Origin of the sequence: Pseudomonas sp. LB-090624, assembly GCF_003205205.1 — a bacterium.
Classification (GTDB): Bacteria; Pseudomonadota; Gammaproteobacteria; order Pseudomonadales; family Pseudomonadaceae; genus Aquipseudomonas.
This window is the reverse complement of sequence record NZ_QJRL01000014.1, coordinates 84,270-102,079: the sequence shown is the minus strand read 5'-3', so window position 1 is coordinate 102,079 and position 17,810 is coordinate 84,270. Positions and strand designations below refer to the sequence as shown.

At 56.3% G+C, this 17,810-nt stretch carries 31 protein-coding genes; all 31 read left to right on the top strand.

The genetic code is table 11. The annotated features are described in order from the left end of the window. Nucleotides 1–38: 38 nt before the first annotated feature. The 31 genes from rpsL to rpoA all read left to right on the top strand — a co-directional run bounded on the left by rpsL (nt 39) and on the right by rpoA (nt 17,784). Nucleotides 39–410 (top strand): 30S ribosomal protein S12, encoded by a 372-nt coding sequence (rpsL, locus tag DMX11_RS15320; RefSeq protein WP_003255492.1) that lies wholly within the window; start codon nt 39–41, stop codon nt 408–410. A 106-nt stretch (nt 411–516) separates the two neighbouring features. Beyond that, nucleotides 517–987 (top strand): 30S ribosomal protein S7, encoded by a 471-nt coding sequence (gene rpsG, locus DMX11_RS15315; RefSeq protein WP_003246741.1) that lies wholly within the window; start codon nt 517–519, stop codon nt 985–987. 30 nt (nt 988–1,017) lie between these two features. Further along, nucleotides 1,018–3,162, top strand: a complete 2,145-nt coding sequence (gene fusA / locus DMX11_RS15310) for an elongation factor G (RefSeq protein WP_110745259.1) — start codon at nt 1,018–1,020, stop codon at nt 3,160–3,162. 27 nt (nt 3,163–3,189) lie between these two features. Beyond that, on the top strand, nt 3,190–4,383 hold the full coding sequence (gene tuf / locus DMX11_RS15305; protein WP_003255489.1) for an elongation factor Tu: 1,194 nt from the start codon (nt 3,190–3,192) through the stop codon (nt 4,381–4,383). Nucleotides 4,384–4,524: 141 nt separating this feature from the next. Continuing rightward, on the top strand, nt 4,525–4,836 hold the full coding sequence (gene rpsJ, locus DMX11_RS15300) for a 30S ribosomal protein S10 (protein WP_003186070.1): 312 nt from the start codon (nt 4,525–4,527) through the stop codon (nt 4,834–4,836). Nucleotides 4,837–4,916: 80 nt separating this feature from the next. After that, nucleotides 4,917–5,552 carry a 50S ribosomal protein L3 gene (gene rplC / locus DMX11_RS15295; protein ID WP_003255486.1) on the top strand — a complete coding sequence of 212 codons (636 nt, stop codon included), beginning with the start codon at nt 4,917–4,919 and terminating at the stop codon, nt 5,550–5,552. A gap of 12 nt (nt 5,553–5,564) precedes the next feature. Beyond that, nucleotides 5,565–6,167: a 50S ribosomal protein L4 gene (gene rplD / locus DMX11_RS15290; RefSeq protein WP_003255485.1), complete on the top strand. Its 603-nt coding sequence runs from the start codon at nt 5,565–5,567 to the stop codon at nt 6,165–6,167. Continuing rightward, nucleotides 6,164–6,463: a 50S ribosomal protein L23 gene (gene rplW / locus DMX11_RS15285; RefSeq protein ID WP_003255484.1), complete on the top strand. Its 300-nt coding sequence runs from the start codon at nt 6,164–6,166 to the stop codon at nt 6,461–6,463. Before rplD ends, rplW begins: the two co-directional genes overlap by 4 nt. 14 nt (nt 6,464–6,477) lie before the next feature. Beyond that, a complete protein-coding gene (gene rplB / locus DMX11_RS15280) occupies nt 6,478–7,302 on the top strand; it encodes a 50S ribosomal protein L2 (protein WP_003255483.1) in 825 nt (274 codons plus the stop codon). Nucleotides 7,303–7,318: 16 nt separating this feature from the next. Then, a complete protein-coding gene (gene rpsS / locus DMX11_RS15275) occupies nt 7,319–7,594 on the top strand; it encodes a 30S ribosomal protein S19 (protein WP_003255482.1) in 276 nt (91 codons plus the stop codon). Between the two features lie 11 nt (nt 7,595–7,605). Next, nucleotides 7,606–7,938 carry a 50S ribosomal protein L22 gene (rplV, locus tag DMX11_RS15270; RefSeq protein ID WP_003103908.1) on the top strand — a complete coding sequence of 111 codons (333 nt, stop codon included), beginning with the start codon at nt 7,606–7,608 and terminating at the stop codon, nt 7,936–7,938. 13 nt (nt 7,939–7,951) lie between these two features. Beyond that, entirely contained in the window at nt 7,952–8,638 is a 687-nt protein-coding gene (gene rpsC, locus DMX11_RS15265; protein WP_003255481.1) for a 30S ribosomal protein S3, read from the top strand. A 12-nt stretch (nt 8,639–8,650) separates the two neighbouring features. Continuing rightward, complete coding sequence (gene rplP / locus DMX11_RS15260; RefSeq protein ID WP_003255479.1) at nt 8,651–9,064, top strand: 50S ribosomal protein L16; 414 nt, start codon at nt 8,651–8,653, stop codon at nt 9,062–9,064. Next, nucleotides 9,064–9,255 (top strand): 50S ribosomal protein L29, encoded by a 192-nt coding sequence (gene rpmC, locus DMX11_RS15255; RefSeq protein ID WP_002555481.1) that lies wholly within the window; start codon nt 9,064–9,066, stop codon nt 9,253–9,255. Before rplP ends, rpmC begins: the two co-directional genes overlap by 1 nt. A gap of 2 nt (nt 9,256–9,257) precedes the next feature. Next, nucleotides 9,258–9,524: a 30S ribosomal protein S17 gene (gene rpsQ / locus DMX11_RS15250; RefSeq protein ID WP_003255478.1), complete on the top strand. Its 267-nt coding sequence runs from the start codon at nt 9,258–9,260 to the stop codon at nt 9,522–9,524. Between the two features lie 23 nt (nt 9,525–9,547). Continuing rightward, complete coding sequence (gene rplN / locus DMX11_RS15245) at nt 9,548–9,916, top strand: 50S ribosomal protein L14 (RefSeq protein WP_002555479.1); 369 nt, start codon at nt 9,548–9,550, stop codon at nt 9,914–9,916. An 11-nt stretch (nt 9,917–9,927) separates the two neighbouring features. Then, complete coding sequence (gene rplX / locus DMX11_RS15240; protein WP_003255476.1) at nt 9,928–10,242, top strand: 50S ribosomal protein L24; 315 nt, start codon at nt 9,928–9,930, stop codon at nt 10,240–10,242. Between the two features lie 20 nt (nt 10,243–10,262). Then, nucleotides 10,263–10,802, top strand: coding sequence for a 50S ribosomal protein L5 (rplE, locus tag DMX11_RS15235; protein ID WP_003255474.1), 540 nt, complete (start codon nt 10,263–10,265; stop codon nt 10,800–10,802). Nucleotides 10,803–10,815: 13 nt separating this feature from the next. Further along, on the top strand, nt 10,816–11,121 hold the full coding sequence (gene rpsN / locus DMX11_RS15230) for a 30S ribosomal protein S14 (RefSeq protein WP_009681970.1): 306 nt from the start codon (nt 10,816–10,818) through the stop codon (nt 11,119–11,121). A gap of 209 nt (nt 11,122–11,330) precedes the next feature. Then, nucleotides 11,331–11,723, top strand: a complete 393-nt coding sequence (gene rpsH / locus DMX11_RS15225; RefSeq protein ID WP_019097628.1) for a 30S ribosomal protein S8 — start codon at nt 11,331–11,333, stop codon at nt 11,721–11,723. 12 nt (nt 11,724–11,735) lie between these two features. Continuing rightward, the gene (rplF, locus tag DMX11_RS15220; protein WP_003255469.1) at nt 11,736–12,269 is read left to right on the top strand and encodes a 50S ribosomal protein L6; all 534 of its coding nucleotides are present in this window, start codon (nt 11,736–11,738) and stop codon (nt 12,267–12,269) included. Nucleotides 12,270–12,279: 10 nt separating this feature from the next. Beyond that, nucleotides 12,280–12,630 carry a 50S ribosomal protein L18 gene (gene rplR, locus DMX11_RS15215; RefSeq protein WP_003255467.1) on the top strand — a complete coding sequence of 117 codons (351 nt, stop codon included), beginning with the start codon at nt 12,280–12,282 and terminating at the stop codon, nt 12,628–12,630. A 3-nt stretch (nt 12,631–12,633) separates the two neighbouring features. Continuing rightward, the gene (gene rpsE / locus DMX11_RS15210; RefSeq protein ID WP_003255465.1) at nt 12,634–13,134 is read left to right on the top strand and encodes a 30S ribosomal protein S5; all 501 of its coding nucleotides are present in this window, start codon (nt 12,634–12,636) and stop codon (nt 13,132–13,134) included. Nucleotides 13,135–13,136: 2 nt separating this feature from the next. Further along, nucleotides 13,137–13,313: a 50S ribosomal protein L30 gene (rpmD, locus tag DMX11_RS15205; RefSeq protein ID WP_003255463.1), complete on the top strand. Its 177-nt coding sequence runs from the start codon at nt 13,137–13,139 to the stop codon at nt 13,311–13,313. A gap of 3 nt (nt 13,314–13,316) precedes the next feature. Continuing rightward, nucleotides 13,317–13,751 (top strand): 50S ribosomal protein L15, encoded by a 435-nt coding sequence (gene rplO / locus DMX11_RS15200; RefSeq protein ID WP_003255461.1) that lies wholly within the window; start codon nt 13,317–13,319, stop codon nt 13,749–13,751. Next, nucleotides 13,752–15,083: a preprotein translocase subunit SecY gene (gene secY, locus DMX11_RS15195; protein WP_003257108.1), complete on the top strand. Its 1,332-nt coding sequence runs from the start codon at nt 13,752–13,754 to the stop codon at nt 15,081–15,083. Between the two features lie 28 nt (nt 15,084–15,111). Beyond that, nucleotides 15,112–15,228, top strand: coding sequence for a 50S ribosomal protein L36 (gene rpmJ / locus DMX11_RS15190; RefSeq protein ID WP_002555468.1), 117 nt, complete (start codon nt 15,112–15,114; stop codon nt 15,226–15,228). Nucleotides 15,229–15,359: 131 nt separating this feature from the next. Then, the gene (rpsM, locus tag DMX11_RS15185) at nt 15,360–15,716 is read left to right on the top strand and encodes a 30S ribosomal protein S13 (protein ID WP_003255457.1); all 357 of its coding nucleotides are present in this window, start codon (nt 15,360–15,362) and stop codon (nt 15,714–15,716) included. A gap of 18 nt (nt 15,717–15,734) precedes the next feature. Continuing rightward, the gene (gene rpsK / locus DMX11_RS15180) at nt 15,735–16,124 is read left to right on the top strand and encodes a 30S ribosomal protein S11 (RefSeq protein WP_003255454.1); all 390 of its coding nucleotides are present in this window, start codon (nt 15,735–15,737) and stop codon (nt 16,122–16,124) included. 15 nt (nt 16,125–16,139) lie between these two features. Next, a complete protein-coding gene (rpsD, locus tag DMX11_RS15175) occupies nt 16,140–16,760 on the top strand; it encodes a 30S ribosomal protein S4 (protein ID WP_009681977.1) in 621 nt (206 codons plus the stop codon). 22 nt (nt 16,761–16,782) lie between these two features. After that, nucleotides 16,783–17,784, top strand: coding sequence for a DNA-directed RNA polymerase subunit alpha (gene rpoA / locus DMX11_RS15170; protein ID WP_003255452.1), 1,002 nt, complete (start codon nt 16,783–16,785; stop codon nt 17,782–17,784). Nucleotides 17,785–17,810: the final 26 nt, after the last annotated feature.

Genomic DNA, 17,810 nt, shown 5'->3' with positions numbered 1-17,810 from the left:
AGACAATAGAGTCGCAAGACAATCAGTGGAGCTAGTAGATGGCAACTATCAACCAGCTGGTACGTCAGCCGCGTAAGCGTTCGGTCGAGAAGTCCGACGTTCCTGCGCTGCAGAACTGCCCGCAACGTCGTGGCGTGTGCACCCGTGTGTACACCACCACGCCGAAAAAACCTAACTCGGCACTGCGTAAAGTATGCCGTGTGCGTCTGACCAACGGTTTCGAGGTTTCCTCGTACATCGGCGGTGAAGGCCACAACCTGCAAGAGCACAGCGTCGTCCTGATCCGTGGCGGCCGTGTAAAAGACTTGCCAGGTGTTCGTTACCACACCGTTCGCGGCTCTCTGGATACTTCGGGCGTTAAAGGCCGTAACCAGGGTCGTTCGAAATACGGTACCAAGCGTCCGAAGTAATCGGCCGTTTGCAGACATCCATTTTTTTGAGTCGATAAGAGTAAGGTCGGGCAGGGGTCGAAGACCCACGTCCCGGGCTAACCTGAAGACCGTTTGAGGGCTTATCATGCCAAGACGTCGTGTAGCAGCAAAACGTGAGATCCTTGACGATCCGAAGTACGGATCCCAGATCCTCGCCAAGTTCATGAACCACGTGATGGAAAGCGGCAAGAAGGCTGTAGCCGAGCGCATCGTTTACGGTGCTCTGGATACCGTCAAAGCACGCAAGAACAGCGACCCCCTGGAAATCTTCGAGAAAGCTCTCGACGCCATCGCTCCGCTGGTCGAAGTAAAGTCCCGTCGTGTCGGCGGTGCCACTTACCAGGTTCCGGTTGAAGTTCGTCCATCCCGTCGTAACGCTCTGGCAATGCGCTGGCTCGTAGACTACGCCCGCAAGCGCGGCGAGAAGTCGATGGCTCTGCGCCTGGCCGGCGAGCTGCTGGATGCTGCCGAAGGCAAGGGTGCTGCAGTCAAGAAGCGTGAAGACGTTCACCGTATGGCTGAAGCCAACAAAGCGTTCTCGCACTACCGCTTCTAATTCAAGCATCAATCATTTTGCGAGGGCTTTATGGCTCGTACTACAGCAATTAACCGCTACCGTAACATCGGTATCTGTGCCCACGTTGACGCGGGCAAGACTACCACTACCGAGCGGATCCTGTTCTACACAGGTCTGAGCCACAAGATGGGCGAGGTGCATGACGGCGCCGCGACCACCGACTGGATGGTGCAGGAGCAGGAGCGCGGTATCACCATTACCTCCGCTGCCGTTACCACCTTCTGGAAAGGTTCGGTTGGTCAGTATGACAACTACCGTGTAAACGTCATCGATACCCCTGGCCACGTTGACTTCACCATTGAAGTAGAGCGTTCGCTGCGCGTACTCGACGGCGCGGTCGTTGTGTTCTGCGGTACCTCCGGCGTTGAGCCTCAGTCCGAAACCGTATGGCGTCAAGCCAACAAGTACGGCGTTCCACGTGTTGTTTACGTGAACAAGATGGACCGTGCCGGTGCAAACTTCCTGCGCGTCGTAGGTCAGATCAAGAACCGTCTGGGTCACACCCCAGTGCCGGTTCAGCTGGCCATCGGTTCGGAAGATAACTTCCAGGGTCAGGTCGACCTGATCAAGATGAAGGCTATCTACTGGAACGAAGACGACAAAGGCACCACCTACCGCGAGGAAGAGATTCCTGCGGACATGCTCGAGCTGGCCGAAGAATGGCGCGCGAACATGGTGGAAGCTGCTGCCGAAGCCAACGAAGAGCTGATGAACAAGTACCTTGAAGAAGGTGAGCTGACCGTCGAAGAGATCAAGGCAGGCCTGCGTGCGCGCACCCTGGCCAGCGAGATCGTTCCGGCTGTCTGCGGTTCGTCGTTCAAGAACAAGGGCGTTCCCCTGGTTCTCGACGCTGTCATCGACTACCTGCCTGCTCCGACCGAGATTCCTGCCATTCAGGGTATCAACCCGGATGACAAGGAGCTGGACAAAGAAGATCCGGCTGTTCGTAAGGACGAGCGTCACGCAGACGACAACGAGCCGTTCTCGGCTCTGGCGTTCAAGATCGCGACCGACCCGTTCGTAGGTACTCTGACCTTCGTTCGCGTCTACTCGGGTGTTCTGAAGTCCGGTGACTCGGTAATCAACTCGGTCAAGGGCAAGAAAGAGCGCGTTGGTCGTATGGTGCAGATGCACGCCAACCAGCGTGAAGAGATCAAGGAAGTGCTCGCTGGCGACATCGCGGCGCTGATCGGCATGAAAGATGTGACCACCGGCGAAACCCTGTGCGACATCGATAAGCCAATCATCCTTGAGCGTATGGACTTCCCTGAGCCGGTGATTTCGCTCTCCGTTGAGCCGAAAACCAAGGCTGACCAGGAGAAGATGGGTATCGCTCTGGGCAAGCTGGCCCAGGAAGACCCGTCGTTCCGCGTCAAGACTGACGAAGAAACCGGCCAGACCATCATCTCCGGTATGGGTGAGCTGCACCTGGACATCCTCGTTGACCGCATGAAGCGCGAGTTCAACGTCGAAGCCAACATCGGCAAGCCGCAGGTTTCGTACCGCGAGAAAATCACCAAGTCCGGCGTTGAGATCGAAGGCAAATTCGTTCGTCAGTCGGGTGGTCGTGGTCAGTTCGGTCACTGCTGGATCCGTTTCTCGGAGCCAGATCAGGACGACAAGGGCAACATCACCGAAGGTCTGGTGTTCTCCAACGAAGTCGTTGGTGGTGTGATTCCTAAGGAATTCATCGCTCCGATCCAGAAGGGTATCGAAGAACAGATGAAAAACGGCGTTGTTGCCGGTTATCCTCTGATCGGCCTGAAGGCCACGGTATTCGACGGTTCGTACCACGACGTCGACTCCAACGAAATGGCGTTCAAAATCGCCGCTTCGATGGCAACCAAGCAGCTGGCCCAGAAGGGCGGCGGCGTGGTTCTCGAGCCGATCATGAAGGTCGAAGTTGTAACCCCGGAAGACTACCTGGGTGACGTGATGGGTGACCTGAACCGTCGTCGTGGTCTGGTCCAAGGTATGGATGAGTCGGTCTCTGGCCGCGTCGTCCGCGCCGAAGTACCGCTCGGAGAGATGTTCGGTTACGCAACCGACGTTCGTTCCATGTCTCAGGGTCGCGCAAGCTACTCCATGGAATTCTCCAAATACGCCGAGGCTCCGTCGAACATCGTCGAAGCGCTCATTAAAAAACAAGGCTAATCCCCTTTAGGCAAGAGGTTCACTGTCGTGGCTAAAGAAAAATTTGATCGTTCCCTTCCCCACGTTAACGTCGGCACCATCGGCCACGTTGACCACGGTAAGACCACTCTGACCGCAGCTCTGACTCGCGTTTGCTCCGAAGTTTTCGGTTCGGCAATCGTTGAGTTCGACAAGATCGACTCGGCTCCGGAAGAAAAAGCGCGCGGTATCACCATCAACACCGCTCACGTTGAGTACAACTCGACCATTCGTCACTACGCTCACGTTGACTGCCCAGGTCACGCTGACTACGTGAAGAACATGATCACCGGTGCTGCCCAGATGGACGGCGCGATCCTGGTTTGCTCGGCCGCCGATGGTCCGATGCCACAAACCCGTGAGCACATCCTGCTGTCCCGTCAGGTAGGCGTTCCGTACATCGTGGTCTTCCTGAACAAGGCTGACCTGGTAGACGACGCTGAGCTGCTGGAACTGGTCGAGATGGAAGTTCGCGACCTGCTGTCCACCTACGACTTCCCAGGCGACGACACCCCGATCATCATCGGTTCGGCTCGTATGGCGCTGGAAGGCAAAGACGACAACGAAATGGGCACTACCGCTGTCAAGAAGCTGGTAGAAACTCTGGACAGCTACATTCCTGAGCCAGTTCGTGCCATCGACCAGCCATTCCTGATGCCGATCGAAGACGTATTCTCGATCTCGGGTCGTGGTACCGTTGTTACCGGTCGTATCGAGCGTGGTATCGTCCGCGTTCAGGATCCGCTGGAAATCGTTGGTCTGCGTGACACCACCACCACCACCTGCACCGGTGTTGAGATGTTCCGCAAGCTGCTGGACGAAGGTCGTGCTGGCGAGAACTGCGGCGTTCTGCTGCGTGGTACCAAGCGTGACGACGTTGAGCGTGGCCAGGTTCTGGTTAAGCCAGGTTCGGTCAAGCCGCACACCAAGTTCACCGCAGAAGTCTACGTACTGTCGAAGGAAGAAGGCGGTCGTCACACTCCGTTCTTCAAAGGCTACCGTCCACAGTTCTACTTCCGTACCACTGACGTGACCGGTAACTGCGAACTGCCGGAAGGCGTTGAAATGGTAATGCCAGGTGACAACATTCAGATGACTGTTACCCTGATCAAGACCATCGCAATGGAAGACGGTCTGCGCTTCGCTATCCGTGAAGGCGGTCGTACCGTCGGCGCCGGCGTTGTGGCCAAAATCATCGAGTAATCACTCGACCGATTGAAAAAACCCCCGCTCAGCGGGGGTTTTTTTTATTGGGTTGACACTAAATGGGGGCGTCTATAGAATCACGCCTCCTTTTAGCGGGCGTAGTGCGTCCGTTGGGAACAGCCTGGAGTCTGAAATCCAATGCAAAATCAGCAAATCCGTATCAGGTTGAAGGCTTTCGACCATCGCCTGATCGACCAATCCACCCAGGAAATCGTGGAAACCGCGAAACGTACTGGTGCACAAGTGCGTGGTCCAATTCCACTGCCTACCCGCAAAGAGCGTTTCACCGTTCTGGTTTCCCCGCACGTCAACAAAGACGCGCGTGACCAGTACGAGATTCGCACTCATAAGCGTGTTCTGGACATCGTCCAGCCAACGGATAAAACCGTTGACGCGCTGATGAAGCTTGATCTGGCGGCAGGTGTGGAAGTACAGATCAGCCTCGGCTAAGACTTCGGTCTAGTCGTGTAACGCTCTGAAATGGGCGGCCATAGCGGGTGAAAGCCCCGTACACTCATGAGGTTTACAACATGACTATTGGTGTAATCGGTCGCAAGTGCGGTATGACCCGCATTTTCACCGAAGAAGGTGTCTCCATTCCGGTCACGGTCATTGAGATCGAGCCGAATCGCGTCACCCAGTTCAAAACTGAAGAAACCGATGGCTACCGTGCAGTGCAAGTCACTGTCGGCGAGCGTCGTGCTTCGCGTGTGACTGCCGCTCAGGCAGGCCACTTCGCCAAGGCCAACGTTGCCGCTGGTCGCGGTGTTTGGGAGTTCCGTCTTGAAGAAGGCGATTTCCAGGCTGGCGATCTGATCAAAGCTGAACTCTTCACTGCAGGCCAGCTGGTTGACGTTACTGGTCAGTCCAAAGGTAAAGGCTTCGCCGGTACCATCAAGCGCTGGAACTTCCGTGGTCAGGACAACACCCACGGTAACTCCGTGTCGCACCGTGTTCCTGGTTCCATCGGCCAGTGCCAGACTCCTGGTCGTGTGTTCAAGGGCAAGAAAATGTCCGGTCACATGGGCGCCGAGCGCGTGACTGTTCAGTCCCTGGAAGTAGTTCGCGTAGACGCTGAACGCAACCTGCTGCTGATCAAGGGTGCCGTACCTGGCGCTACTGGCGGCGACGTGGTTGTACGTCCAGCTGTCAAGGCTCGCGGTTAAGGGGAAACTGACATGCAACTTAATGTAAATGACGCTCAGGCGATCGAAGTTTCCGAACTGACTTTCGGTGGCGAATTCAACGAGACGCTGGTTCACCAAGCAGTCGTGGCCTACATGGCTGGCGGCCGTCAGGGTACCAAGCAGCAGAAGACCCGTTCCGACGTGGCTGGTGGCGGTAAGCGCCCATGGCGTCAGAAGGGTACTGGCCGTGCTCGTGCTGGTACCACTCGTGGTCCGATCTGGCGTGGCGGTGGTGTAACCTTCGCAGCTCGCCCTCAAGATCACTCGCAAAAGCTCAACAAGAAGATGTATCGCGCAGCTCTGCGCTCCATCCTCGCTGAGCTGGTGCGTAGCGACCGTCTGGTCGTGGTTCAGGACTTCGCTGTTGAAGCACCGAAAACCAAAGATCTGCTGAACAAGCTGAACGGCATGGGTCTGAGCGACGTATTGATCGTTTCCGACGCTGTTGATCAGAACCTGTACCTGGCTGCTCGTAACCTGCCGCACGTCGACGTACGTGACGTACAAGGTTCCGACCCGGTCAGTCTGATCGCATACGAGAAAGTGTTGATCACTGTCTCGGCCGTGAAGAAATTCGAGGAGCTGCTGGGATGAACCAGGAACGCGTATTCAAAGTCCTCCTTGGCCCGCACGTTTCCGAGAAGGCTACCGTTCTGGCTGAGAAAAAAGGCCAGTTCGTATTCAAGGTTGCTACTGATGCAACCAAGCTGGAAATCAAGAAAGCTGTCGAAGGCCTGTTCAACGTAAAAGTTGAAAACGTGTCGACTGTTAACGTTCTGGGTAAAACCAAGCGTACCGCACGTGGTCTGGGCAAGCGTAATGACTGGAAGAAGGCGATCGTCTCCCTTCAGCCAGGCCAAGATCTCGATTTCAGCAGCAGTGCTGAGTAAGGAAGGGGTGCATCATGGCAATCGTTAAATGCAAACCGACTTCCCCTGGCCGCCGTTTCGTGGTCAAGGTGGTCAACAAGGAGCTGCACAAAGGCGCTCCTCACGCACCGCTGATCGAGAAAAAATCGAAGTCTGGTGGTCGTAACAACAATGGCCGCATTACCACTCGTCACGTTGGTGGTGGTCACAAGCAGCATTACCGTCTGGTCGACTTCCGTCGCAACGACAAAGATGGCATTCCAGCCACTGTCGAGCGTATCGAATACGATCCAAACCGTACTGCTCACATCGCCCTGCTGTGCTACGCAGACGGTGAGCGTCGCTACATCATCGCGCCTAAAGGCGTGAGCGCTGGCGACCAGCTGATCGCAGGTGCCCTGGCCCCAATCAAGGCCGGTAACTCCCTGCAGCTGCGCAACATTCCAGTAGGTAGCACCATTCACGGCATCGAACTGAAGCCGGGTAAAGGTGCTCAGATCGCTCGTTCCGCTGGTGCTTCGGCTCAGCTGATCGCTCGCGAAGGTGTCTACGTGACCCTGCGTCTGCGCTCTGGTGAAATGCGTAAAGTCCTGGCTGAGTGCCGTGCGACCCTGGGCGAAGTCTCGAACTCCGAGCACAGCCTGCGTTCGCTGGGTAAAGCTGGTGCCAAACGCTGGCGCGGCGTTCGCCCAACCGTTCGTGGTGTTGCCATGAACCCGGTTGACCACCCACACGGTGGTGGTGAAGGTCGTACCTCCGGTGGTCGTCATCCGGTATCGCCATGGGGCTTCCCAACCAAGGGTGCTAAAACCCGTGGTAATAAGCGTACCGACAACATGATCGTCCGTCGTCGCAAGTAACTAGAGGGATACGACAGTGCCACGTTCTCTGAAAAAAGGTCCTTTTATCGATCTTCACCTGTTGAAGAAGGTCGAAGTGGCGGTGGAGAAGAACGATCGCAAGCCAGTTAAAACCTGGTCGCGTCGCTCGATGATCCTGCCACAAATGGTCGGTCTGACCATCGCGGTTCACAACGGTCGCCAGCATGTCCCAGTTCTCGTGAACGAAGACATGGTCGGCCACAAACTGGGCGAGTTCGCCGGTACCCGCACCTATCGCGGGCACGTGGCTGACAAGAAAGCCAAGCGTTAAGGGGTAAGGAAATGGAAGTAGCCGCTAAGTTGTCGGGCGCTCGCATCTCCGCCCAGAAAGCCCGCTTGGTCGCCGACCAGATCCGCGGGAAGAAGGTGGGCGAAGCGCTCAACCTGTTGGCCTTCAGCAGCAAAAAAGCCGCTGAAATCATGAAGAAAGTCCTCGAGTCGGCCGTAGCCAACGCCGAACACAACGAAGGCGCAGACGTTGATGACCTGAAGGTCTCCACCGTCTTCGTCAACGAAGGGCGTTCGCTGAAGCGCATCATGCCACGTGCCAAAGGCCGTGCTGATCGCATCGTCAAGCGGTCTTGCCATATCACTGTCAAGGTTGCGGACAAGTAACGGAGTCGATCAGATGGGTCAGAAAGTACATCCCACTGGCATTCGCCTGGGAATCGTCAAGGAGCACACCTCCGTCTGGTACGCAGACGGTGCTACTTACGCAGATTACCTGTTGAAGGATCTGAAAACGCGTGAGTACCTCCAAGACAAACTAAAAAGCGCGTCCGTAAGCCGTATCGATATTCATCGTCCGGCTCAAACTGCACGCATCACCATCCACACCGCTCGTCCAGGTATCGTTATCGGGAAGAAAGGTGAAGATGTCGAGAAGCTGCGTCAGGACCTGACCAAGCAGATGGGTGTGCCTGTGCACATCAACATCGAAGAGATCCGCAAGCCGGAACTCGACGCTATGCTGGTTGCGCAGAGCGTAGCTCAGCAGCTGGAACGCCGCGTAATGTTCCGTCGCGCCATGAAGCGCGCCGTACAGAACGCCATGCGTATTGGTGCCAAGGGCATCAAGATCCAGGTGAGCGGTCGTCTCGGCGGTGCTGAGATTGCTCGTACCGAGTGGTATCGCGAAGGTCGTGTGCCTCTGCACACCCTGCGTGCCGATATCGACTACAACACCTACGAAGCTCACACCACTTACGGTGTGATCGGTGTGAAGGTTTGGATCTTCAAAGGCGAAGTTATTGGTGGTCGCCAAGAAGAACTGAAACCACAAGCACCAGCGCCTCGTAAAAAAGCTGCTAAGTAAGGGGTACGCCAAATGTTGCAACCAAAGCGTACAAAATTCCGCAAGCAGATGACTGGCCACAACCGTGGTCTGGCACTGCGCGGTAGCAAAGTCAGCTTCGGCGAATTCGCCCTGAAAGCTGTTGCTCGCGGTCGCCTCACCGCTCGCCAGATCGAGTCCGCACGTCGTGCGCTGACCCGTCACGTTAAACGTGGCGGCAAGATCTGGATCCGTGTGTTCCCGGATAAGCCGATCTCCAAGAAACCTCTCGAGGTTCGTATGGGTAAAGGTAAGGGCTCCGTGGAATACTGGGTTGCCCAGATCCAGCCAGGTAAAGTCCTGTACGAGATCGAGGGTGTTTCTGAAGAGCTGGCGCGCGAAGCTTTCGCCCTGGCTGCTGCAAAGCTGCCTCTCGCCACCTCCTTTGTTAAGCGGACGGTGATGTGATGAAAGCGAATGAACTTCGTGAAAAATCGGCACAGCAACTGAACGAGCAACTGCTCGGCTTGCTGCGCGACCAGTTCAATCTGCGTATGCAGAAAGCAACTGGCCAGTTGGGGCAGTCGCACCTGCTCTCGCAAGTTAAGCGTGACATCGCTCGCGTGAAAACTGTGCTCAACCAGCAGGCAGGTAAGTGATCATGGCTGAAGCTGAAAAAACCGTCCGTACGCTGACTGGCCGTGTCGTCAGCGACAAAATGGACAAGACCATCACCGTTCTGATCGAGCGTCGCGTAAAGCACCCGATCTACGGTAAATACGTTAAGCGTTCGACTAAGCTGCACGCGCACGACGAAGCCAACCAGTGCAAGATCGGCGACAAGGTTTCCATTCGCGAAACCCGTCCGCTGGCCAAGACCAAGTCCTGGGCACTGGTTGAAGTCCTCGAACGCGCTGTTGAAGTCTAAGGGCTAGGGGTCGGAGAAATTTTATGATTCAGACTCAATCCATGCTCGATGTGGCCGATAACAGCGGCGCTCGTCGCGTCATGTGCATCAAGGTGCTCGGCGGTTCGCACCGCCGTTACGCCGGCATCGGTGACATCATCAAAGTAACCGTCAAGGAAGCGATTCCTCGCGGCAAGGTCAAAAAAGGCCAGGTGATGACTGCTGTTGTCGTCCGTACCCGTCACGGTGTACGTCGCGCTGACGGTTCCATCATTCGTTTCGACGGCAACGCTGCTGTTCTGCTGAACAACAAGCAAGAGCCGATCGGCACTCGCATCTTCGGGCCAGTGACCCGTGAACTTCGTACTGAGAAGTTCATGAAGATCGTCTCGCTCGCCCCTGAAGTGCTGTAAGGAGATCCGACATGCAAAAGATTCGTCGTGACGACGAGATCATCGTGATCGCCGGCAAAGACAAAGGTAAGCGCGGTAAGGTGCTGAAGGTTCTGGCTGATGACCGTCTGGTTATCGGTGGCGTGAACCTGGTCAAGCGTCATACCAAGCCTAACCCGATGGCGGGCGTTCAGGGCGGTATCGTCGAGAAAGAAGCGCCTCTGCACGCTTCCAACGTTGCCATCTTCAACGGCGAAACCAACAAGGCTGACCGCGTTGGTTTCAAAGTAGAAGACGGTAAAAAAATTCGTGTCTTCAAGTCGACCCAAAAAGCGGTTGATGCTTGAACACTGCTAGGTAGAAGACCATGGCACGACTGAAAGAGATTTACCGGAACGAAATCGCTCCTAAGCTTAAGGAAGAACTTAAGCTGTCGAACGTGATGGAAGTTCCGCGCGTTACCAAGATCACCCTGAACATGGGTCTGGGCGAAGCGATCGGCGACAAGAAAGTCATCGAGCACGCTGTTGCCGACCTGGAGAAGATCACCGGTCAAAAGCCGGTCGTGACTTTCGCTCGCAAATCCATCGCTGGCTTCAAAGTCCGCGAAGGCTGGCCGATCGGCGTCAAGGTGACCCTGCGTAGCGACAAGATGTACGAATTCCTGGACCGCCTGCTGGCGATCTCCCTGCCTCGGGTTCGCGACTTCCGCGGCCTGAATGCCAAGTCCTTCGATGGCCGTGGCAACTACAGCATGGGCGTGAAAGAGCAGATCATCTTCCCGGAAATCGATTACGACAAGATCGATGCTCTGCGCGGTTTGGACATCACCCTGACCACCACTGCTCGTTCGGACGACGAAGGCCGCGCTCTGCTGCGTGCTTTCAAGTTCCCGTTCCGCAACTGATTGGAGTAGGAAAATGGCCAAGAAGAGCATGAAAAACCGCGAGCTGAAGCGTCAGCTCACGGTAGCCAAGTTCGCTAAGAAGCGTGCTGAGCTGAAAGCGACCATCGTCAACGTCAACGCCTCTCCTGAAGAGCGTTTCGCTGCCGTTGTCGCTCTGCAGAAGCAGCCACGTGACGCTAGCGCCTCGCGCCTGCGCAACCGTTGCCGCCTGACCGGTCGTCCTCACGGTGTATACCGTAAGTTCGGCCTGGGCCGTAACATGCTGCGTCAAGCTGCAATGCGCGGCGACGTACCAGGTCTGGTCAAGGCCTCCTGGTAATCGCAGTAGGCAGATTCCCGGCGGAAGGGGAGCAATCTTCCGACCGTCGGTGACCTCGCCAACAAACAAGCCCCTATATGGGGCTTGTTTCGTTTCTGCCTTGTGTCTAGAATGACCGGCTCACCTGAGCCTGGGTTTTTTACCCAATCCGCTCGGGTGGTTGTCATAGCCGCAAGGCTAATAATTCTTGTATCAGGAGCATCTAGCCCATGAGTATGCAGGACCCGTTAGCGGACATGCTAACTCGCATCCGTAATGCCCAGATGGCTGAAAAGTCCGTCGTAAGCATGCCTTCGTCTACCCTGAAGGTCGCGGTTGCCAAAGTTCTGAAGGACGAAGGTTACATCGCTGGCTACCAGGTAACTGGTGAGGCCAAGCCTTCCCTGTCGATCGAACTGAAGTACTTCGAAGGCCGTCCGGTCATCGAAGAACTGAAGCGCTCCAGCCGTCCAGGCCTGCGCCAGTACAAGTCCGTCACTGAGCTGCCGAAAGTACGTGGCGGCCTGGGCGTGTCTATCGTCTCCACCAACAAAGGTGTGATGACTGATCGCGCTGCGCGCGCTGCCGGTGTCGGCGGCGAAGTTCTGTGCACAGTGTTCTAAGGGGAGATAGACATGTCTCGCGTCGCTAAGAACCCCGTTAAGCTGCCATCCGGTGTCGAAGTCAAATTCGCCGGCCAGCAGCTTTCGGTGAAGGGTGCCAAAGGCACTCTCGAACTGAACGTTCACTCGTCTGTTGAAGTTACCGAAGAGTCTGGTGAGCTGCGTTTCGTCGCTCGCAATGGTGACCAGCAAGCTCGTGCCATGGCCGGTACTACCCGTGCTCTGGTCAACAACATGGTCCAAGGCGTAAGCCAAGGCTTCGAGCGCAAGCTCCAGCTGGTCGGTGTTGGTTACAAGGCACAGGCTAAAGGCACCGTCCTGAACCTGGCCCTGGGCTTCTCTCACCCAGTGGACTACGAACTGCCAGCCGGTATCACCGCTGAAACGCCTAGCCAGACCGACATCCTGATCAAGGGTATCGACAAGCAGCTGGTAGGTCAGGTGGCCGCTGAAATCCGCGACTTCCGTCCGCCAGAGCCTTACAAAGGCAAAGGTGTGCGTTACGCGGACGAAGTAGTCCGTCGTAAAGAAGCCAAGAAGAAGTAGGGCCTAGTAAATGACCGACAAAAAAGTTATTCGACTGCGTCGCGCTCGCAAAGCACGTCTCAAGATGCACGAACTCGAAGTCGTGCGCCTGTGCGTGTTCCGCTCCTCGCAGCACATCTATGCCCAGGTCATTTCGGCCGACGGCAGCAAGGTTCTGGCAAGCGCCTCGACCTTGGACAAAGACCTGCGTGATGGCGCCACTGGCAACATCGACGCGGCCACTAAGGTTGGCAAGCTGGTAGCTGAGCGTGCGAAAGCCGCCGGTGTATCTCAAGTTGCCTTTGACCGTTCCGGCTTCAAGTACCACGGCCGCGTCAAAGCGCTGGCTGATGCTGCTCGTGAAGGCGGGCTGGAGTTCTAAGTTATGGCAAATAACGATCAAAAGCGCGACGAAGGCTACATCGAGAAGCTGGTTCAAGTTAACCGCGTTGCCAAAACCGTAAAAGGCGGCCGTATCTTCACCTTCACCGCGCTGACCGTGGTTGGTGATGGTAAGGGTCGTGTCGGCTTCGGCCGTGGCAAATCGCGCGAAGTACCAGCCGCGATCCAGAAAGCCATGGAAGCTGCACGCCGCAACATGATCCAGGTTGACCTGAAGGGCACCACCCTGCAGTACGCCACCAAGGCTGCCCACGGCGCCTCGAAGGTTTACATGCAGCCTGCCTCGGAAGGTACCGGTATCATCGCCGGTGGCGCAATGCGTGCTGTCCTGGAAGTTGCTGGTGTTCAGAACGTTCTGGCCAAGTGCTACGGTTCGACCAACCCAGTGAACGTGGTTTACGCCACCTTCAAGGGTCTGAAAGCCATGCAATCTCCTGAATCCATTGCTGCCAAGCGCGGCAAGAGCGTTGAGGAGATCTTCTGATCATGGCAACCGTAAAAGTAACGCTGATCAAGAGCGTCTCGGGCCGTCTGCCTAACCACAAACTGTGTGTTAAAGGCCTGGGTCTGCGTCGCATCGGTCACACTGTAGAAGTCCAGGATACTCCCGAGAACCGCGGGATGATCAACAAGGCTTACTACATGCTGAAGGTCGAGGGTTAATCGATGAAACTCAATGATCTGAGTCCAGCGCCGGGTTCCCGTCGCGAGAAGCATCGTCCAGGTCGTGGTATCGGTAGCGGTCTGGGTAAGACTGGCGGCCGTGGCCACAAAGGTCAGACTTCCCGTTCGGGTGGTTCGATCGCTCCTGGCTTCGAAGGCGGTCAACAGCCGCTGCACCGTCGTCTGCCGAAGTTCGGCTTCGTTTCCCTGAAAGCCATGGACCGCGCCGAAGTGCGTCTGTCCGAGCTGGCCAAAGTGGAAGGCGACGTGATCTCCGTGCAATCCCTGAAGGATGCCAACGTGATCAACCAGCACATTCAGCGTGTGAAAATCATGCTGTCTGGCGAAGTTACTCGCGCAGTCACCATCAAGGGTATCGCAGCCACCAAGGGTGCGCGTGCGGCTATCGAAGCAGCTGGCGGCAAATTCGAGGAATAAATGGCTAAGCAAGGTGCTCTCTCTTCGCTCGGTAAGGGCGGGATGTCGGAACTCTGGGCTCGTCTGCGCTTTCTGTTCATGGCGATCATCGTCTATCGGATAGGTGCGCATATCCCGGTTCCCGGCATCAATCCGGACCGTCTGGCGGATCTGTTTCGGCAGAATGAGGGGACCATTCTTAGCTTGTTCAACATGTTTTCCGGTGGCGCGCTTGAGCGCATGAGCATCTTTGCACTGGGGATCATGCCGTACATTTCGGCATCGATCATCATGCAGCTGATGACGGCGGTCAGCCCGCAACTGGAGCAGTTGAAGAAGGAAGGTGAAGCTGGCCGTCGCAAGATCAGCCAGTACACCCGCTACGGCACCGTTATCCTGGCACTGGTTCAAGCCATTGGCATGTCCATTGGCCTGGCCAACCAGGGCGTGGCGTTTTCTGTAGGTCTTGGCTTCCATGTCGTTGCCGTCTCCACCTTTGTGGCAGGCGCGATGTTCATGATGTGGCTGGGCGAGCAGATCACCGAGCGCGGTGTGGGCAACGGTATCTCGATGTTGATCTTCGCAGGTATCGTTGCCGGTCTTCCGAGAGCAATCGGGCAGTCTTTCGAGTCTGCACGCACAGGCGATATCAACATTTTCGCCCTGGTCGCAATCGGTTTGCTGGCAGTAGCGATTATCGGTTTCGTGGTGTTCATCGAGCGTGGTCAGCGTCGTATCGCCGTTCACTACGCCAAGCGTCAGCAGGGCCGCAAGGTCTTCGCTGCGCAGACCAGCCACTTGCCGTTGAAGGTGAACATGGCGGGGGTTATCCCGGCCATTTTCGCGAGCAGCATTCTGCTGTTCCCGGCTTCGCTGGGTGCCTGGTTCGGTCAGTCCGAGGGTATGGGCTGGCTGCAGGACATCTCGCAGTCGATCGCTCCTGGTCAGCCGTTGAACATTCTGCTGTTTAGTGCAGGGATCATTTTCTTCTGCTTCTTCTACACAGCGTTGATGTTCAACCCGAAAGACGTAGCGGAAAACCTGAAGAAGTCCGGTGCCTTTATTCCGGGTATCCGTCCTGGTGAGCAGTCGGCGCGCTACATTGATGGCGTTCTGACCCGTTTGACCATGTTCGGTGCTCTTTACATGATGGCCGTCTGCCTTCTGCCCCAGTTCCTGGTGGTGGCAGCAAATGTGCCGTTCTACCTTGGCGGGACCTCGTTGCTGATTGTGGTAGTGGTTGTGATGGACTTCATGTCCCAAGTACAATCGCACCTCGTTTCGCACCAGTACGAATCCCTGATGAAGAAAGCCAACCTGAAAGGCTACGGTGGCAGCGGTTTGCTGCGCTGATACGCCCCTAAGGTTCGAGGAGTCGGTAATGAAAGTTCGTGCATCGGTGAAAAAGCTGTGCCGTAACTGCAAGATCATCCGTCGCGAAGGCGTCGTACGAGTGATCTGCAGCGCGGAACCGCGTCACAAACAGCGCCAAGGCTGAGTGTGATCTGCGCTTCAAACCCAGCAGCTAGTGTGCTGCTGGGTTGATTATTCGTTTCTACAGCGATATTATCTCGCGCCCTATTTCTTGGCTTCCGGGGCGTAGGTAGCTGTCAATTGGAGTCCCACTGAATGGCCCGTATTGCAGGCGTCAACATTCCAGATAACAAGCATACTGTTATCTCGCTGACCTACATCTATGGTGTCGGTCGCACAACTGCACAGAAGATCTGTGCAGACGCTGGTGTAAACCCAGCCGCTAAGATCAAGGATCTGAGCGACGAGCAAATCGAAACCCTGCGTGGCGAAGTCGCGAAGTTCACCACCGAAGGTGACCTGCGTCGTGACATCAACATGAAGATCAAGCGCTTGATGGACCTGGGTTGCTACCGCGGCCTGCGTCATCGTAAAGGTCTGCCGGTTCGCGGTCAGCGCACCAAGACCAACGCACGCACCCGTAAGGGCCCGCGTAAGCCGATCCGCAAGTAATCGCCCAGGAATATAGACATGGCAAAACCTGCTGCTCGTCCTCGTAAGAAAGTCAAAAAGACAGTGGTTGATGGCATCGCCCACATCCATGCTTCTTTCAACAACACCATCGTGACCATCACCGACCGTCAGGGCAATGCTTTGTCCTGGGCGACCTCCGGTGGTTCGGGTTTCCGTGGTTCGCGCAAATCCACCCCGTTCGCAGCCCAGATCGCTGCTGAGCGTGCTGGTCAAGCTGCGCTGGAATACGGTCTGAAGAACCTCGACGTCAACGTCAAGGGTCCAGGTCCAGGTCGTGAGTCCGCCGTTCGTGCACTGAACAGCTGCGGCTACAAGATCGCCAGCATCACCGACGTGACGCCTATCCCGCACAACGGGTGCCGTCCGCCGAAGAAGCGTCGCGTGTAATCAGGAGACAGAAGAATGGCACGTTACATTGGTCCAAAATGCAAACTGTCTCGTCGTGAAGGCACCGATCTGTTCCTGAAGAGCGGCGTTCGCGCTCTGGAATCGAAGTGCAACATCGAAGCAGCCCCAGGTATCCACGGCCAGCGCCGTGGCCGTCAGTCCGACTACGGCACCCAGCTGCGTGAGAAACAAAAAGTCCGTCGTATCTACGGTGTTCTGGAGCGTCAGTTCCGCGGTTACTACCAAGCTGCTGCCTCGAAAAAAGGCGCAACTGGTGAGAACCTGCTGCAACTGCTCGAGTGCCGTCTGGATAACGTCGTTTACCGTATGGGCTTCGGCTCGACTCGTTCCGAGTCCCGTCAGCTGGTTTCGCACAAAGCGATCAGCGTCAACGGTAAGACTGTAAACATTCCATCCTACCAAGTTCGTCCGGGTGACGTGGTCGCGGTTCGCGAGAAGTCGCTGAGCCAGCTGCGCATTGTTCAAGCCCTTGAACTGTGCGCCCAGCGTGGCCGCGTTGAGTGGGTTGATGTGGATGCTGCTAAAAAGTCGGGCGTTTTCAAGAACGTTCCTGCTCGCAGTGACCTGTCTGCCGACATCAACGAGAACCTGATTGTCGAGCTCTACTCCAAGTAAGGGCTAGAAAATAGGTGCATCCATGCAGATTTCGGTAAATGAGTTCCTGACTCCCCGCCATATTGATGTGCAGGTAGTCAGTCCGACCCGCGCCAAGATCACGCTCGAGCCTCTCGAGCGTGGTTTCGGCCATACCCTGGGCAACGCGCTGCGCCGCATCCTGTTGTCCTCCATGCCTGGCTGTGCAGTAGTCGAGGCCGAGATCGATGGCGTACTCCATGAGTACTCCGCGATCGAAGGTGTTCAGGAAGACGTAATTGAAATCCTGTTGAACCTGAAAGGCCTGGCTATCAAACTGCACGGTCGTGACGAAGTTACGCTGACCTTGTCGAAAAAGGGTTCGGGGGTGGTTACCGCTGCCGATATTCAGCTGGATCACGATGTCGAGATCGTCAACCCCGATCACGTAATCGCGAACCTGGCGTCGAACGGCGCCCTGAACATGAAGCTCACTGTAGCTCGTGGTCGTGGTTACGAGCCGGCTGACTCCCGTCAAACCGACGAAGACGAAAGCCGTAGCATTGGCCGTCTCCAGTTGGACGCTTCGTTCAGCCCCGTGCGTCGTATCGCCTATGTGGTCGAAAACGCCCGTGTTGAACAGCGTACCAACCTGGACAAACTGGTCATTGATCTGGAAACCAACGGCACCCTGGATCCTGAAGAGGCTATCCGCCGCGCTGCGACCATCCTGCAACAGCAGCTGGCCGCGTTCGTCGACCTCAAAGGTGACAGCGAGCCTGTCGTAGTCGAGCAGGAAGACGAGATCGATCCGATCCTGCTGCGTCCGGTTGACGACCTGGAACTGACTGTACGTTCGGCCAACTGCCTCAAGGCGGAGAACATCTACTACATCGGCGACCTGATTCAGCGTACCGAAGTAGAGCTGTTGAAGACTCCTAACCTGGGCAAGAAGTCCCTGACTGAAATCAAGGACGTCCTGGCCTCTCGTGGTCTGTCTCTCGGCATGCGCCTCGACAACTGGCCGCCTGCAAGTCTTAAGAAAGACGACAAGGCGACCGCCTGATCGTCGTAATCACCGAACGTAGTGTT

Bases quoted from the DNA above. Each gene is read 5' to 3' on its own strand.
- rpsL (WP_003255492.1), top strand. From the start codon at position 39: ATGGCAACTATCAACCAGCTGGTACGTCAGCCGCGTAAGCGTTCGGTC.
- rpsG (WP_003246741.1), top strand. From the start codon at position 517: ATGCCAAGACGTCGTGTAGCAGCAAAACGTGAGATCCTTGACGATCCG.
- fusA (WP_110745259.1), top strand. From the start codon at position 1,018: ATGGCTCGTACTACAGCAATTAACCGCTACCGTAACATCGGTATCTGT.
- rpsJ (WP_003186070.1), top strand. From the start codon at position 4,525: ATGCAAAATCAGCAAATCCGTATCAGGTTGAAGGCTTTCGACCATCGC.
- rplC (WP_003255486.1), top strand. From the start codon at position 4,917: ATGACTATTGGTGTAATCGGTCGCAAGTGCGGTATGACCCGCATTTTC.
- rplD (WP_003255485.1), top strand. From the start codon at position 5,565: ATGCAACTTAATGTAAATGACGCTCAGGCGATCGAAGTTTCCGAACTG.
- rplW (WP_003255484.1), top strand. From the start codon at position 6,164: ATGAACCAGGAACGCGTATTCAAAGTCCTCCTTGGCCCGCACGTTTCC.
- rplB (WP_003255483.1), top strand. From the start codon at position 6,478: ATGGCAATCGTTAAATGCAAACCGACTTCCCCTGGCCGCCGTTTCGTG.
- rplV (WP_003103908.1), top strand. From the start codon at position 7,606: ATGGAAGTAGCCGCTAAGTTGTCGGGCGCTCGCATCTCCGCCCAGAAA.
- rpsC (WP_003255481.1), top strand. From the start codon at position 7,952: ATGGGTCAGAAAGTACATCCCACTGGCATTCGCCTGGGAATCGTCAAG.
- rplP (WP_003255479.1), top strand. From the start codon at position 8,651: ATGTTGCAACCAAAGCGTACAAAATTCCGCAAGCAGATGACTGGCCAC.
- rpmC (WP_002555481.1), top strand. From the start codon at position 9,064: ATGAAAGCGAATGAACTTCGTGAAAAATCGGCACAGCAACTGAACGAG.
- rpsQ (WP_003255478.1), top strand. From the start codon at position 9,258: ATGGCTGAAGCTGAAAAAACCGTCCGTACGCTGACTGGCCGTGTCGTC.
- rplN (WP_002555479.1), top strand. From the start codon at position 9,548: ATGATTCAGACTCAATCCATGCTCGATGTGGCCGATAACAGCGGCGCT.
- rplX (WP_003255476.1), top strand. From the start codon at position 9,928: ATGCAAAAGATTCGTCGTGACGACGAGATCATCGTGATCGCCGGCAAA.
- rplE (WP_003255474.1), top strand. From the start codon at position 10,263: ATGGCACGACTGAAAGAGATTTACCGGAACGAAATCGCTCCTAAGCTT.
- rpsN (WP_009681970.1), top strand. From the start codon at position 10,816: ATGGCCAAGAAGAGCATGAAAAACCGCGAGCTGAAGCGTCAGCTCACG.
- rpsH (WP_019097628.1), top strand. From the start codon at position 11,331: ATGAGTATGCAGGACCCGTTAGCGGACATGCTAACTCGCATCCGTAAT.
- rplF (WP_003255469.1), top strand. From the start codon at position 11,736: ATGTCTCGCGTCGCTAAGAACCCCGTTAAGCTGCCATCCGGTGTCGAA.
- rplR (WP_003255467.1), top strand. From the start codon at position 12,280: ATGACCGACAAAAAAGTTATTCGACTGCGTCGCGCTCGCAAAGCACGT.
- rpsE (WP_003255465.1), top strand. From the start codon at position 12,634: ATGGCAAATAACGATCAAAAGCGCGACGAAGGCTACATCGAGAAGCTG.
- rpmD (WP_003255463.1), top strand. From the start codon at position 13,137: ATGGCAACCGTAAAAGTAACGCTGATCAAGAGCGTCTCGGGCCGTCTG.
- rplO (WP_003255461.1), top strand. From the start codon at position 13,317: ATGAAACTCAATGATCTGAGTCCAGCGCCGGGTTCCCGTCGCGAGAAG.
- secY (WP_003257108.1), top strand. From the start codon at position 13,752: ATGGCTAAGCAAGGTGCTCTCTCTTCGCTCGGTAAGGGCGGGATGTCG.
- rpmJ (WP_002555468.1), top strand. From the start codon at position 15,112: ATGAAAGTTCGTGCATCGGTGAAAAAGCTGTGCCGTAACTGCAAGATC.
- rpsM (WP_003255457.1), top strand. From the start codon at position 15,360: ATGGCCCGTATTGCAGGCGTCAACATTCCAGATAACAAGCATACTGTT.
- rpsK (WP_003255454.1), top strand. From the start codon at position 15,735: ATGGCAAAACCTGCTGCTCGTCCTCGTAAGAAAGTCAAAAAGACAGTG.
- rpsD (WP_009681977.1), top strand. From the start codon at position 16,140: ATGGCACGTTACATTGGTCCAAAATGCAAACTGTCTCGTCGTGAAGGC.
- rpoA (WP_003255452.1), top strand. From the start codon at position 16,783: ATGCAGATTTCGGTAAATGAGTTCCTGACTCCCCGCCATATTGATGTG.